Genomic DNA, 15,941 nt, shown 5'->3' on the forward strand with positions numbered 1-15,941 from the left:
ATAAAACTGTCAAAATAAACGCTGTCTTATGATTAACCCATTAATGAACTGTGTTTTGTATCAGCAACTGATGCAATGTTGCTTCACCAGTTAATCTGGCAATCAAACTTTGTGAATCATGACAGTTTTGCGTCAATATCAATGTTTGTTGATGCCATAATAATTGCCAAGGCACATGCTCTGTCGGTAATCGCAATCGTTTGTCATTAATGAATAATAAAGAATGATTCATTTGATTTTGCCAAGAGCAGTCAATCAACCGCCATACCCTATTGATGACAAGATGAGACAATAAGCTTGCACTTAGCCGATAAATCACACTTAATGCGATGGGGTCATCATCAGTGTTTAAAGGATTAAAATTAACTGAATAGTTAAGGTTAGCTGAATAATGAGAGTTAATTGGTGAATCAGACACATGACTCAGCTGATAGATGGCATGTGGGCTATTGACTTGAGCCATACCAGATGGTCGTTTGTCATATGACTTAGAGAAATTAGATGACTTAAAATAACTGCTTTGTGCAGGTTGGCTTATCAGTGTGCGAGTTTGTTCTAAAGCAGATTGTGGGGCAGATTGTGGCGGTATGTCCGATGTTGTGTTTGGCTGTTGTTTTGGCTGAATTGATGGTTTGCGTGAATGTTGTTTATTTGAATGTTGTTTGTGTGGCTGTGGTTGGCAAAGTTGCGTTTTATCAAGCTGATTTAAACATTTACTAAGACAATCATGCAGATGGGTATTGATGACACTTAATGCCTGAATATGAATGGTTTGCTTACTTGGGTGAACATTCACATGACAAAGCTCAGATGGCAACACAAAATAAACAGCATAACTGATGGATTCGGCATCAACGCCTTGTGCGGTTAGCGTTTGGCGAATTTGTTGGCTGATGCTGGGCAATTTAATCAAGCGGTGATTGACGTATATCAGACGCTCACATTTGGCGGTTGTTGACTGCCAAAGCCAGCCCACAAGATATGACGATTCATCAGTATTTTTAGAGAGGCGGGGTAAATAAGATGATAATGGGTGATAAAAGGGCAACAAACGAGCCCAGGACAAATCCAAAACCTGTTGTAAACGGGTTAAATAAGCAGTAAATGCAGTAAACAATGTGCCTTGCTGATGCTCATCAATCATTGGACTTAGGCAGTTGATGTGTTTTTGATTGTCAGTGTGTTTTTGATGACAAGTGAGCGTAACCGCTTGTAGTTGTTGTCGGCATTTGCCATCATGATACAAACGTAAGGTCATGGCAGGATAAGCAGTGGCAATGCCCTTAACCACCGTTTCAATGTGTTGGTACTCTGTGGCGATGTTTTTAAGATTGGCACGGCGAGCAGGCACATTAAAGTATAAATCTTTGACCGTCACTTGTGTGCCACGTTGATACACACAAGGCACAATGTCAGGCGTATCACCAATCACCCCAGTAACCAGCAGTCTTCTCCCTACCCCTGTGTCATCGGCACTGCTGATGATACAGACTCGTGATACCGCCACAATAGATGCCAATGCTTCACCCCGAAAGCCTAACGTGGTAATCCCATGCAGGTTTGCCACATCAGCAACCTTGCTGGTGGCATGACGAGTCACCGCCATGCTCATGTCTTCAGGCAAAATGCCTTGTCCATTGTCCACCACTTCAATCATACCCATACCACCTTGAGTGATGCGAATTTCAATCACATCTGCCCCTGCATCAATGGCATTTTCAAGCAACTCTTTCACCACTGATGCAGGGCGTGTAACCACTTCACCTGCTGCCAGTTGATTGATAAGCAAGGGTGAGAGTTTTTCAATACGATTGGGGCGATTAGGTTGCAAAATGAATGGTCACTTCTCGATGGTTAGTTTGGGCATCATTCTCAAGGCGTTTAATATCAATGATGACATTTGGCTTGGTCAAATAACCTTCGGCACGGCTTGCCCATTCAATAATTACCAGTGAGTTTGGTTCATCTTGATATTCATAAAAGCCAATAAAATCCAATTCTTCCGGGTCGTCTAATCGGTATAAATCGGCATGATAAACAGGCTTGATTGTGCCATCTGCTTGGCAAATTCGATATGGCTCAACCAGTGTAAAAGTTGGACTTTTCACCGCACCAGCATGCCCCATTGCTTGTAACCAGTAGCGTGTGAGCGTGGTCTTGCCTGCCCCCAAATCACCCGATAGCCACACACTGCCTGTGATGTTCATTTGAGCAAGATTATGGGCCAGAGCTTGAGTGTCAGTTTCTGATGTGAGAATGAGTGTTTTATTGACCATTTAACTTGTATTAACTTTAATTTAATTGATATTAACTTTAATTTGCATTGACTTGCAATGAGACGGTTGGATTGACAAATTTTTCGCCGTGTATCAGTTTATCATACATCAACGGGTCGCTCCATTCGGCTTTAACCGCATCGCTAAAGTCAAAATCAGTCAACCTTAGCTCGCCCATTTGTGCGTTTAACACATCATCTTCAAAACATTGGGCATAACCAGTGGCGGTTTCATGGGCAATCACCGAATACACTGACACATCAGCTTCACCGTTTTGCATGTGGGTTTGTTCTAATATCTGTTTTGCCCAAAAAAATATCACTCGACTAAACTGCTCTGCTGATGGCGACACAGGCAGGCTTACCCAACGATTGCTAAATTTTTTACAAGCATCGATATAGTCTGAATCGTCTTTATTCCAAAAACAAATGGCATGGTCAAAACTGTCAATGATGTCCTTGATGGACGATTTTAATAAACCAAAATCATACACCATCTGCCCATGGTCAAGGCGATGGGCTTGTAAAATCAATTCAATCTGATAACTATGCCCATGAATGGAATATTTACATCGTTCTGAACTACAGTTTCGCACAATGTGGGCATTTTCAAATTTAAACAGTTTTCGGATACGCATGATTCTTCTCTATTTTAATTGACCTGATTACTTATTAATTTTAAGTGCATTATCATGATGACATTGTCATTAGCACACTGTCATTTATCATCACACTGTCATTGTGCATTTATCGCTTTAGTAAAAAAATCACTCACCATTCGGTATTGGCTGGCAGTGGAGTCTTCTTGATACATCACATCACGAAACGCATTGGCATTGGGAATGCCTGTGGTGTACCAAGCAATGTGCTTACGAGCGATGCGACAGCCTGAATATTCACCATAGAAGCCATACAGCTCTTGTAAGTGAGTCAGCACGGTGTCCCGAATGACGCTCAGGCTAGGGGCAGTTGGCATCGTACCATGGCTTAGATAGTGATGAATGTCAGCAAATATCCAAGGGTTACCTTGGGCTGCTCTGCCTATCATAATGGCATCGCATCTTGTTTGTTCAAAAACTTGTAATGCTTTTTTAGGGCTGTCAATATCACCATTGGCAATCACAGGAATGCTTAGGCTATCTTTAACTTGCTTTATCAGCTCATAACGAGCATGACCAAGATACTTATCTTCACGAGTACGCCCATGAATGGCAATGGCAGCAATGCCTGCTTGCTGGGCCAATTGTGCCACTTGCATGATGTTTTCTTGCCCATTGGCATAGCCAAGGCGAGTTTTTAAAGTAACTGGTACATTAGACTTTTGTGCTGTATTAACCACAGCGTCCAGCAGTCGTTTAACAAGGTTTTCATCTTGTAACAGTGCTGACCCTGCCATTTTCTGACACACCTTTTTGGCAGGGCAACCCATGTTAATATCCACGATTTGAGCCCCATTATCAATCTGAAACTGGGTGGCATCAGCCAGTTTATCAGGGTCTGCCCCTGCAATTTGGGCAGATATGGGAGCAATTTCACCGTTAAAGTTCGCACGATATAAAGATTTTTTACGAGCGTATAAAGCAGTATCTGCGATGATCATTTCACTGACCGCATGTCCTGCTCCAAAAGATTTACACAAACGGCGAAATGGGTTATCTGTAACGCCAGCCATTGGGGCAACAATCAAACGATTGTCTATGGCTTGATTGTGAATATTTAAGGGAGTCAGTAAAAGATGTGGGGTTAACCGCTTAACAGACACAGATGTCATTTGGTCATTTACAGATGTCATTGAATGCTAATGAAAAATACACGTGAAAAATTGGCCACTTATTTAACCACTTATAAAGAATAACGGCATATTTTAACACACCCATGCTGGTGTGTGTGCGTTGCCTTTTTAAATCGTTGCCTTTTTAAATCATTGTTAAATCATCATAAACCATCAGCAAGCAGATGAGCAGAATTTTGCTATTTTTTGCTATTTATTGGCAATTCATATATGCTATGCTGATGGCATCATTGTCTGATATCTAAACATTAACCAAATCATAAAAGGCACACCATGTTTGACATCAAATCCTTGTTTACTGAAACCGTCGAAAAAATTGTTGAAAAAAAAATCTTGGACGTCGATGATTATGTGTTTATGCCTGAACGCTTTGACATCACCACCAATGGCGGTAAGTTAAGCTGTGTGCTAAACACCACAGGTCGGGTGGATTTTTTTTATAGCAAAGGTGGCATCACCGAGGTTAAATCTGCCATTCGTAAAAATCCGTTCACGTCCTTTGAGCAAGAGTTGGCTTATGGGGTCTATGATGACATTGTTGAAGATTTAATCACAACAGTAGATAAAATCATCTCGGGCAAATCCAAATATTTTTATAAAAAAGTGTTGCCCAGCCAGCCCTAACACACATCAATCCTAAATTGATTCAATCGCATCAGCAAGCTGTCTTGCCAGTTGTGCCAAGCTGTCAGCGTCGGCTTGTTCTCCTGCGTGTTTACCAAGCTTATGAACATGGGTGGGAATCAGATGTGTGTGGTAATGAAAGACACTTTGACCTGCTTGTTCGCCATTTAACTGCATTTGTACAATGCCTGTGCATTTAAGCACTTGCCGTTGGGCTTTCATGACTTTTTTGGCTGTTTTTATCACCGCTAAGGCATCATCTGCTGGTAAATCAGTCAACTCAGTTGCTTGACATTTAGGAATGATAAGCACATGTCCGTAAGCTTGTGGCATCACGTCCATAAATGCCAGTGTTTTATCATCTTCATAGACGGTGTGATTGGGAATGTCACCACGTAGAATTTTTGCAAAAATATTGTCATCATCATAAACTGGCATGATATTATCCTTTTTTTTGTGTCATGATTTTACGTTAAAACCATTTCACGTTAAAATTGCTTTACGTTCATGTTTTTACGTTAAATATGTTTTTACGTTAAATATGAAATGGTTCATGTCTAACATGGGGTATTTGACGTTGAGCATTTAAGACTCACAAAATCATACCACCAAATCAATCAGATGTTTACCCTTTTATTCATAAACTTATCATAACCTTAAATTCACATAATGAATGCCATAATCACAACCACCAATAAAACCGCAACCACCGATGAAACTGTCAGTAAACACGCCAGTGAATTGGGTCATGATTTATTGTCATTGCTATTAACCCCACAGACATCTTGGCAAGTGCATAATTGTAAAGTCACAGAACGCATCTGCCATCAACATGGGAGATTGCCATTTTTGTATCATTATGACCAATTAGACGATGAGCAAAAACAACAGTATCCACTCACCCCTGCTTTATTAAGCCAGTTTAATCAACCCATGACAGCAGATGATGCCAAACAGTTGTTGGCAAATACATATGGCATTCACGATGACATCAGTGATATTAACAGTAATGACATGAACAGCGGCGACATTAGCCACATGTTCAACATTGTCAATCCTTGGTTTGTGCGTGTCGCAGGCTCAGCGGTCTTATATCAGCCAGAGTTATTATTGGCATTACGGTTGCATTGGCAGAGTAGCACTCAACCGTTGCAACCCATCTATTGCCAAGAACAAGACACCGCCTTAAGGCTTGCCATTGATGGCTGGTCATTGTATGGTCGGGTTGATGTGTTGTATCAAGGCAATCTGCCGTTAAGTCTGAATATGACATCTGGTGATGGTGATACGCTAAGCCATCTGATTCCCAAGTCAGGGGCATATCAGCTGCTGCCCACACATTATGCCATCAGCTTATTAACCGAACTTAACGAAAACCTGAACGCCTTGTTTATGTTAGACAATGCCATCAAAACCAACGTGTTATGAATGACAACATTGTCATTATTCACATTCACATTATTTAGATTATCCACATTCACCCCATTAACAGGATTAACACAGGATTAACGCCATGACTGATGACAACAAGACACATGCCATTGACTATCGTTCAAAAACTTCCACCGCAGGTCGCAACATGGCAGGGGCTAGGGCTTTGTGGCGTGCCACTGGCATGACCGATGCTGATTTTCAAAAACCCATCATCGCCATTGCCAATTCCTTTACCCAATTTGTTCCGGGGCATGTGCATCTTAAAGACATGGGGCAATTGGTCGCTCGTGAGATTGAAAAGGCGGGCGGGGTGGCAAAAGAGTTTAATACCATCGCTGTTGATGATGGCATTGCCATGGGACATTCAGGCATGCTCTATAGCTTACCAAGCCGTGATTTGATTGCTGACAGCGTAGAATATATGGTCAATGCCCATTGTGCTGATGCTTTGGTGTGTATCAGTAATTGCGATAAAATCACCCCCGGTATGTTGATGGCGGCGATGCGTCTTAATATTCCAACGATTTTTGTCTCTGGCGGCCCAATGGAAGCTGGCAAGGTACTCGCCAGCACTTTGGTTGATGGCAGTAATGTGCATGAAACGGTGGTCAATGACCAAGGGCAATCCATTCGCAAACTTGACCTTGTTGATGCCATGATTGACGCAGCAGATGATTTGGTCAGTGATGGTGATGTGCAAACGGTAGAAAACTCGGCTTGCCCCACTTGTGGCTCTTGCTCAGGTATGTTTACCGCCAATTCCATGAACTGTTTGACCGAAGCGTTGGGGTTGTCATTGCCCGGTAATGGCTCACTGCTGGCAACCCATGCCAAGCGTCAAGAGCTGTTTTTAAAGGCGGGGCGAATGATTGTTGAGATTACTAAGCGTCATTATGAACAGGGTGATGACAGTGTTTTGCCACGCTCAATTGCCACCAAATCCGCCTTTGAAAACGCCATGAGCTTAGACATCGCCATGGGCGGGTCAACCAATACCATTTTGCATCTGCTGGCAGCAGCCAATGAAGCGGGTGTGGCGTTTAAGATGGCAGACATTGACCGTCTGTCTCGCTTGGTGCCTTGCCTATCAAAGGTTGCCCCTGCCACCCAAAAATACCACATGGAAGATGTGCATCGTGCTGGCGGTGTGATGGGCATATTGGCAGAGCTTGACCGTGCAGGATTGTTAGATACCAGCCTGCCCACCGTACATAGCCCCACCCTAAAAGACGCATTGGCAACTTGGGATGTGATGAATCCTGATAATACGCAAGCTCGTGCTTTATACATTGCCGCCCCAGGTGGCGTACGCACCACCCAAGCCTTTAGCCAAAACAAAGAGTATCCAAATCTTGACTTAAACCGTGAAAGTGGCTGTATCCGTGATGTGAAACATGCCTACTCACAAGATGGCGGTTTGGCGGTGTTATTTGGCAACATTGCTGAGCGTGGTTGTGTGGTAAAAACTGCAGGTGTCGATGACAGTATTTTGACATTCACAGGCAAGGCGCGTGTGTTTGAAAGCCAAGATGACGCCGTTGAAGCCATTTTGGCAGACCAAATCATTGCAGGTGATATTGTCATCATTCGTTATGAAGGCCCAAAAGGCGGGCCGGGCATGCAAGAGATGCTCTACCCCACCAGCTACCTAAAGTCTAAAGGGTTGGGTAAAGCGTGTGCATTATTGACCGATGGGCGTTTTTCAGGTGGCACATCAGGCTTATCCATTGGACATGCCAGCCCAGAGGCCGCTGAAGGGGGTGCGATTGGTTTGGTAGAAGACGGCGACACCATTCATATTGACATTCCCAACCGCACCATCAACTTGGCGGTTGACCCCGCAGAGCTTCAAAAACGCCGTGAAGCGATGCAAGCGCGTGGCAAACATGCGTGGAAGCCTACCAATCGCATTCGCCATGTGTCCCAAGCCTTGCGTGCCTATGCAGCAATGACCACCAGTGCTGACACAGGGGCGGTCAGAGATGTCAGTCAGGTGGAGAGATGACATGATGGTTACCTAATTATTACATTGGTGGTTTTACAGTCACGAAATAAAAAATATTGCCCTAATGTTAGGGCAATATTAATCATACCATTTTTAACTTACCCCACTTCAACTTACCCAATTACCCGACAAGATTAAGAAACTGGATATGGATAGACTTTCAATTCTCCAGTAGTAGGCAAATCTATCCATTGACCTAACACCAAATGGTTGGCTTTATTTTTTGGTAAAGCATAAAACTGCAACGGTACGTCAGGTAAATTGAGCATTTGCACTGATGATTTTGCTTTGTCAGACAACGGAATGCCATATACAGTGTATAGATGTTTTAAATCATAGCCTAAAATGACTGAGCTTAATATATAATCCAGTTCGGGATTGCTAAAATCACTTTTATCATACGCACCAAGACCAAAGGCTTTTTTATCCGCCATACTGGCCTTACTTAAATCCATTTTCCCCACCAAACGGTCGCCAATGCTCAACAAAGCAAAGTATGAAAATACACCATTGCTATCAGGCTTGGCTTTTTTATCAATAAGCTTGGTAAATAAAAATGCCTGTTGCATTAAAAAAGCTCGTTTGCCGTTGTTATTTTGATAGCCATCACCATCCCAGATATTTTTTTCCACCTGCTTTCGAAGTGCTTCATCTGTCAATTTCATCTTTCTGGCATTGTTTATCTGTTGATAAATCTGCCAATGGGCAAAGTTATCAGCTTTATGTGTATTTTCTATTCCCAAGCCCTCAAACTGTCTTAATTCACTCAAACCTGCCAAATGATTGTTATCACATTCCACCAAGCAACCAATCGTCTTGCCCGTATGAGAACTTTTGAATGCCACAGTCATGGTTCTTTGTACCGTATTATGCCCAAGCTCATGAGCATATCCCCATCCAAAATTGATGGCAGCATAACCATCAATTGGTTGACCTGAGCATAAAAAGCCACACTGAGCCACATAACCGACAAAGTGCTGAATGTCTTTAGGATTATGCACATTGCCAGTACAGTCCCAGCCCAACTGTTGACAACGTTGGGTAGTAATGGAGCTAAGTGGTTGGTTATTGTAACCTAATGCCAATTGGTTACTAGTAAAGATGTAATTTTGAATATTATCAACATAATTTTTTACCGATTTTTTGCCAATGGCTTTCTTGGCATAACCAATTGTCTGCTGAATCTCACCGCCATTTAGCTTGATGGTATTCCAACCAAAACGACCATCTGCCAATGCTTGATCTGCTTGAGCAATTTGAGCAGTGGTCATCGGCTTGGTGTAATCATAGTGAGCGTATTTAGCAACCCCCTTAACTTTTAAGGTGATGGTTTGATTGGCTTTTGCCCTATCGTATTTTAGTACCAAAGGCCCACCATATGGACTGCTAAATTGTACAGTACCTAAAGTACTCATGGCATGATAATTTAGTGGAATGCTGGGGCTATTAGGTTTAAGCGGTCTGACATAACCATTAAACGGTGAGCCATTAGCACGAATAAAACTGGTCTGCACCGCAAGCCTTGCTCCATTAGCATTAACCACTTGTATTTGAACAGGTTTACCCATGATGCTAGCACGTCCAATCATGGTATAACCTGAGTCCTGTGGTAAGGTGATGTCAATGGTCTCCCAATCTGTACTTACCGCAATATCTTTGGCAGCAGCTGGCATGTACTCACCTGCTCCCTTGATAACAGGAGTTTGATGTTCTCTAAGATAATCAACCCATGTATCTGCCAAATAAGTCTGCATAAATATTTGGGCATTCTTGGGCTTTTGACCTTGATAGGTGGCACTGGTCCGATAGCTGTCTGACAATAATACAAGCTTTCGCCATAAGGATTCTGAGCGGTTACTGACTTTACTGCCATTATTATCAGTAAAGATACTTTGTCCCAGTCGGTTAAGTGATGAAAGATGGTTAATACTCAAGGCAGTAACGATAGGGTGATTAGCATTAACCACACTGCTATCTTTACCCTCTGCAATGTCAATGGCTTGGGATAATCTGTTTAGAGAATCAATTTTTTGCCAAAAATCATTAATACTGCTTTGTGAACTCTTCAGCTCTGCTGGCGAACGAAAATAATTGCCTGCATAATCATCAGAACCATACCCTAGTGTTTTACCTAATGCCACCGCTGATGAGCCTTGATTCCAGTTATTGCCTAAATACAATACACCTTTACCTTTCTTCATCAGCATTTGACTGAGGGTCGCCCCATGCGTGATACTCTCATTACCATGACCAAAAACCACCACATCTGCTTGCGATAAGCAAGCATCTGTTAACTCCCGACAAGTTACCACAGTGGCAGAGACATTATCTAAACCATCAAGATAAGCTTTAAATTGTTTGATGTCATAGTTAACACCAGCAATTTTAAGCTTGATGGGACGGTTCTTATCCACATGACCTGTCGCTAACCAACGCATGGCATTATCCAAAATAGGGCGATGTTGAGTATGTTGCCCTTGATTTACTGCCGAAATAATGTCGGTGGCATAGCTTAAACCACGCCCATCATAAGCAGTTGATAACATTGCCAAATTAAGCCCCTTAGAACCTTGCAGTAAAGGAATGACAACTGCAGAATTGGTTGGATAAAATGGCACAGTACGATTGGTAAGTTGCAACGTCTGGTCTAACGGCTGGCTATCGGCAGTAAGTATTTGATTTAGAATGTTTTTTTGGTCATTTCTGATGGCGTTTAAAGATTCTTTGATATCAGCTATCAACACCACTCGATCTTGAGCTTGCAAGATGCTGGCATCACCTGTTTTCAAGGCATTTGCTATGCGAGTGGCAGATGTGGTAGTAGGAACAGTAACTATGGGCTTAGTTGGAGTTACTGACTTAACCGGATTTTTTGGGGTCGTGGGCTTGGTTATGATTTTACCATCTGTTTTACTTTCAATGGGCGTTGTAGCTTCTTGTTTTCTAAGATTGGTTGATGCATGAGTTGATATGGTTTCTTCTGTAGACTTTACAGATTTTGATGAACTGTCATCACCACAACCAACGGCAGATAAACTCAGTACAGCAACCACCAATAACGATATTTTTTTTTGAGCAAACAACATAGGTAACATGGTCAATTTCCAAAAACCAGCCGATAAATATCGGTACATTTAAATAGATAATCAATAAATTTTCATGCTTAAAATATGTTAATAAAATTAAACATTTTTCAATCAGTAGTAATTATAAGATGAAGATATATTTTTAGAATAAAAAAGATGACATAACATCATAACCAAGTTATGAACGGTTAACAAAGCTTACAGAATCCATCATGACCATATTTATGATTTTACTCGTCATCTGTCGCCATCATTCACCATTGGCATGATATAATGGCATCATTTTTTACCCTTGTATTTATCCTTGTTGTATCTTAGGAGAGCCTTGTGAGCCAACCATCATCTTCTGCCACTCAAATGACATCAGCACAAATTCGCCAAGCCTTTATTGACTTTTTTGTCTCAAAACAGCATGCCCATGTCCCCTCATCAAGTCTCATTCCACACAATGACCCCACGCTTTTATTCACCAATGCAGGCATGAATCAGTTTAAAGATACTTTTTTGGGGTTAGAAAAGCGCGACTATGTGCGTGCTGTGTCATCACAAAAGTGCGTGCGTGCTGGCGGTAAGCATAACGACCTTGATAATGTGGGCTACACCGCTCGCCATCATACTTTTTTTGAGATGCTGGGCAATTTTAGTTTTGGTGATTATTTTAAAAAGGACGCCATTGCCTTTGCGTGGGAATTTTTAACCGATGAAAAATGGCTTGCCCTGCCAAAAGACCGTCTTTATGTGACTGTTTATCACACCGATGATGAAGCCTTTGATATTTGGCACAAAGACATCGGTCTGCCCCAAGAGCGTATCATTGCCATTGGCGATAATAAAGGCGGGGCGTACCAGTCCGATAACTTTTGGATGATGGGGGATACAGGCCCTTGTGGTCCTTGCACAGAGATTTTTTATGACCATGGTGAGCATATTTGGGGCGGTCTGCCCGGCACGCCTGACGAAGATGGCGACCGCTATATTGAGATTTGGAACTGCGTCTTTATGCAGTTTAACCGCCAAAAAGATGGCACAATGCAGCCACTGCCCAAGCCATCGGTTGATACAGGCATGGGGCTTGAACGCATCAGTGCCATCATGCAAGGGGTGCATGGCAATTATGAGACTGATATTTTTACCAAGCTGATGACAAAGGCGGTCAACATCATTGGCTTGCCAACCGACACCGACATTCAAAATGAGCCATCTTTAAAGGTGCTTGCTGACCACATTCGTTCGGTGGCGTTTTTGATTGCTGATGGGGTTATCCCAAGCAATGAAGGGCGTGGCTATGTGTTGCGTCGCATCATTCGCCGTGCGGTGCGTCATGGCAACAAACTTGGGGCAACAGATGCGTTCTTTTATCAGCTGGTTCACCCACTTGCTGACATCATGGGCGATGCCTACCCCCAACTGCGTCATGAACAGCACAAAATTGAACAAGCGATTTTAAAAGAAGAAGAACAATTTGCCAAAACATTATCGCAAGGGCTAAAACTGCTGTCGCAAGAATTGGACAGCTTGCAACAAGGCGATGTCTTAGCAGGTGAAACGGTGTTTAAATTATATGACACCTATGGTTTTCCTGCGGATTTGACAGCGGACATTGTGCGTGAAAAAGGCATCACCATTGACGAGGCGGGCTTTGAGATGAGCATGGCAGAGCAACGTGCAAGGGCGCGTGAAGCAGGCAAATTTGCCATGGATTATCACGCTCTCATTCAAGTAGACAGTGCCACCGAATTTTTGGGCTATGAACGGCTTGATAATGACAGCACCGTGATTCATCTTTATCAAGATGGCAAGGCGGTTGATACGCTGGCAGAAGGTGATGAGGGCGTGTTAATCCTTGATAAAACCCCATTTTATGCCGAAAGTGGCGGACAGGTGGGTGAGCTTGGCGAAATCAGCACCGAATCTGGCGTATTTGATGTGTTAGACACCCAAAAATCAGGACAAGCCATCATTCATCATGGGGTGGTAAAAATGGGGCATATTAACCGCAACCAGTCAGCGACCGCCCAAGTGGCAAGTCAGGTGCGTGCGTCCAGTGCCAAAAACCATTCCGCCACTCATTTGCTACACGCCGCTTTACGCACCATATTGGGCGATGGGGTTAGCCAAAAAGGCTCAATGGTGAGCAGCGATTTGCTTCGTTTTGATTTTTCATATGACAAACCATTGACCGAACAAAACATCAGCCAAATTGAAACCATGGTAAACCAACAAATATTGGCCAACACCCCTGCCCATGTTGAGATTTTGGACATTGACAGTGCCAAAAACAAAGGGGCGATGATGCTCTTTGGCGAAAAATACGGCGATACGGTGCGTGTGCTGTCCATGGGTACAACCGATAAAGATGGCAAACCATTTTCCATTGAACTGTGTGGCGGTCTGCATGTGACTCGTACAGGAGATATTGGGCTGTTTAAAATCATAAGCGAACAAGGCATTTCAGCAGGCATTCGCCGTATAGAAGCCGTTACTGGCATGGGAGCGGTTCACTATGTGCAACAAGGCGATAAGCAATTAAACCAACTTGCCAATCAGTTTAAAGCCAAACGCCATGAAATTGCCCAGCGTGTGGCACAGTTGAGCGACAAAAACCGTCATCTGGAAAAGCAAATTGAACGGCTAAACCAAAAACTTGCCAGCCTGCATGCCAATTCATTGACGGACAACCTAAAAGACATTCATGGTCAAAAAGTACTGATTGCCACGGTCAATGGCATGGATAATAAAGCATTACGCACCTTATCAGATGACATGAAATCAAAACTGGCTGATGGCATTGTGATACTGGCAAGCGTTTATACGGCAGACGGTGAAGATAAAATCGCCATGACCGCAAGCGTGGGCAAGCACTTAACAGGCAAAATCAAAGCAGGCGACATCATCAAGCACCTAAGCGAAAACTTAGGCGGCAAAGGTGGCGGCAAACCAGACTTTGCCCAAGGGGGTGCAACCGATGTGGCGAACCTGCCAAAGCTGATGACTGGCTTGACAGATTGGATTGGGGAGAAATTGGGTTAATGGCTTAAGAGCATAACAACCTTAATGCACACGATGATAAGTGATAAAAAATTAGAACCTGCATTCACAACATCACGCTTTAAAGTTTTGTTTTAAGACTTGCCAATATATTTTTGCTTTTGCATGACCCCTTTATAACTTGGGGGCTAAATCTTGCTTTTCTGCGTCAAAAACTTGCTTGATAGAATGACCATCAACCTGTATTTTTTCCTTGAAAAGCTGGTGATTTATCACATTTTTCATCGCAAAGATGTTGTGAATACAGGTTCTTAAATCGTGTACAAAACAAGCCAAACATAGAATTCTGATTTGGTTTTATATTAATTTTAGTTGGGTAATGATTTGATACTGGTTTGGCAAAGGAAATGCTATGAATGGTGTTTTGATTCATTTATTTGATTTTGATTTAGACGTTGTCATCACCCATACAGTGCAGATGGTGATTGCTTTTGTGCTGGTGTTGCCCATTGGCTATCATCGTGAAAACAGCTCACAAAGCATCGGTCTGCGAACTTTTCCATTGGTCAGTCTTGCCAGTTGTGGATTTACGTTAATTGGCTTAGAGTTGCTCATTGGTCAAGACGATGGTGCTGCTGGCGAAATCCTTGGTGGTGTCATCGGTGGTGTGGTAACAGGCATTGGTTTTATTGGTGGTGGGGCAATTTTAAAACAAGATGGCATGGTTGAAGGCACATCAACAGCGGCAGCGATTTGGTCAGCTGGTTGTATTGGCGTATCCGTTGCCATGGGACGATTGGAGCTTGCTGTCATATTAAGTGTGTTTACATTCTTGGTTTTTTATTTTGTCAGTCCACTAAAATCTAATTTGGAAGATAATAAAGATGGTGTTTGATAAATTCACATTACGAAAATCACGGTCAAAGCCATTCAATAAATGGGCTATTAACAATTAAAAAACGCTTACCGACTGACAATCAAACGTTTTTTTAAAAGAAAAATTTATTGAAAATGTTGACAGTTGGCTAGAATATCAAACATCACAAAAATTTATTTTTCTTGATGCGGTTTGCCATACTGCCACACATAATACGCCACACACACCGCTGAGATGATAATCACAGGCAATGCCAATGCCAAAAATTCATAATGCAAATATAAATACACACCAACCACCCCACCGCCACAAAAGCTATACCAAATCATCGCTTGCAACAGCAACATTTTTTTATTGATTTGTCTGCCAGCCAGCCAGTTACCTATCGCCGACCCCATATCAGATGTCAAGCCCGTCAGATGTGTGGTGCGTATCACCGCCCCGCTGTAGGTGGCAACCATGGAATTTTGTAACCCACATGCCATGGCGGCAAATATTTGCCCTGCCACATGATGCAACAAAAATAATGCCAAACTCACCATCAGTAAGATTGCTTCTATCAGCAATGCCACCCCATACCGTCGCCCTTCTTGCAACGAGTTGCGACCGACAATAAAACCACTCATCACCGAACCAAACAAAAACGCCAACAGCACCGCACATATCATCAGCAAGGTCATATGGTCTTGTTTGGCAAATGCAGACGCAAATAAGGTAACATTACCCGTAACATGCGACACGGACAAATGAGTAAAGCCTATCAATGCCGTGCTGTTGACACAACCCGCATTAAACGCCAGCAGACAACCGCCATATAATATCCACTTGGGTAGTTTATTAATCATAAGCTGTTAGAAATG

12 protein-coding genes are annotated in these 15,941 nt (G+C 42.7%); 5 read left to right on the forward strand and 7 right to left on the reverse strand.

All coding sequences use genetic code 11. From position 1 onward, the window contains the following. Window positions 1-40 precede the first annotated feature (40 nt). The 4 genes from mutL to dusB all read right to left on the reverse strand — a co-directional run bounded on the left by mutL (window position 41) and on the right by dusB (window position 4,046). Window positions 41-1,831, reverse strand: coding sequence for a DNA mismatch repair endonuclease MutL (gene mutL, locus WDM69_RS05710; RefSeq protein WP_078306771.1), 1,791 nt, complete (start codon window positions 1,829-1,831; stop codon window positions 41-43). Then, on the reverse strand, window positions 1,821-2,276 hold the full coding sequence (gene tsaE / locus WDM69_RS05715; RefSeq protein WP_338755092.1) for a tRNA (adenosine(37)-N6)-threonylcarbamoyltransferase complex ATPase subunit type 1 TsaE: 456 nt from the start codon (window positions 2,274-2,276) through the stop codon (window positions 1,821-1,823). Before tsaE ends, mutL begins: the two co-directional genes overlap by 11 nt. 37 nt (window positions 2,277-2,313) lie before the next feature. Then, window positions 2,314-2,913, reverse strand: a complete 600-nt coding sequence (locus WDM69_RS05720; RefSeq protein WP_338755093.1) for a 6-pyruvoyl trahydropterin synthase family protein — start codon at window positions 2,911-2,913, stop codon at window positions 2,314-2,316. Window positions 2,914-3,011: 98 nt separating this feature from the next. Beyond that, a complete protein-coding gene (gene dusB, locus WDM69_RS05725; RefSeq protein ID WP_338755094.1) occupies window positions 3,012-4,046 on the reverse strand; it encodes a tRNA dihydrouridine synthase DusB in 1,035 nt (344 codons plus the stop codon). A 294-nt stretch (window positions 4,047-4,340) separates the two neighbouring features. Here dusB and WDM69_RS05730 point away from each other — a divergent pair, with 294 nt between their 5' ends. Next, window positions 4,341-4,691 (forward strand): hypothetical protein, encoded by a 351-nt coding sequence (locus WDM69_RS05730; RefSeq protein WP_078306775.1) that lies wholly within the window; start codon window positions 4,341-4,343, stop codon window positions 4,689-4,691. A 12-nt stretch (window positions 4,692-4,703) separates the two neighbouring features. On the opposite strand, the gene WDM69_RS05735 is transcribed toward WDM69_RS05730, so the two are convergent. Then, complete coding sequence (locus WDM69_RS05735) at window positions 4,704-5,132, reverse strand: HIT family protein (protein ID WP_205760102.1); 429 nt, start codon at window positions 5,130-5,132, stop codon at window positions 4,704-4,706. Window positions 5,133-5,360: 228 nt separating this feature from the next. Here WDM69_RS05735 and WDM69_RS05740 point away from each other — a divergent pair, with 228 nt between their 5' ends. Beyond that, window positions 5,361-6,119, forward strand: a complete 759-nt coding sequence (locus tag WDM69_RS05740) for a hypothetical protein (protein ID WP_338755095.1) — start codon at window positions 5,361-5,363, stop codon at window positions 6,117-6,119. 112 nt (window positions 6,120-6,231) lie between these two features. Next, on the forward strand, window positions 6,232-8,130 hold the full coding sequence (ilvD, locus tag WDM69_RS05745; RefSeq protein WP_078307042.1) for a dihydroxy-acid dehydratase: 1,899 nt from the start codon (window positions 6,232-6,234) through the stop codon (window positions 8,128-8,130). A gap of 134 nt (window positions 8,131-8,264) precedes the next feature. Here the strand turns inward: ilvD and WDM69_RS05750 are convergent, their stop codons facing one another. Further along, on the reverse strand, window positions 8,265-11,225 hold the full coding sequence (locus WDM69_RS05750) for an ImpA family metalloprotease (RefSeq protein WP_338755096.1): 2,961 nt from the start codon (window positions 11,223-11,225) through the stop codon (window positions 8,265-8,267). A 348-nt stretch (window positions 11,226-11,573) separates the two neighbouring features. Here WDM69_RS05750 and alaS point away from each other — a divergent pair, with 348 nt between their 5' ends. After that, window positions 11,574-14,246, forward strand: a complete 2,673-nt coding sequence (alaS, locus tag WDM69_RS05755; protein ID WP_338755891.1) for an alanine--tRNA ligase — start codon at window positions 11,574-11,576, stop codon at window positions 14,244-14,246. Between the two features lie 370 nt (window positions 14,247-14,616). Beyond that, window positions 14,617-15,099, forward strand: a complete 483-nt coding sequence (locus tag WDM69_RS05760) for an MgtC/SapB family protein (RefSeq protein ID WP_338755097.1) — start codon at window positions 14,617-14,619, stop codon at window positions 15,097-15,099. Between the two features lie 155 nt (window positions 15,100-15,254). Here the strand turns inward: WDM69_RS05760 and WDM69_RS05765 are convergent, their stop codons facing one another. Beyond that, window positions 15,255-15,926, reverse strand: coding sequence for a YoaK family protein (locus tag WDM69_RS05765; protein ID WP_338755098.1), 672 nt, complete (start codon window positions 15,924-15,926; stop codon window positions 15,255-15,257). Window positions 15,927-15,941: the final 15 nt, after the last annotated feature.

This window comes from Lwoffella lincolnii (assembly GCF_037201985.1).
In the GTDB taxonomy this organism is placed as follows: domain Bacteria; phylum Pseudomonadota; class Gammaproteobacteria; order Pseudomonadales; family Moraxellaceae; genus Psychrobacter; species Psychrobacter lincolnii.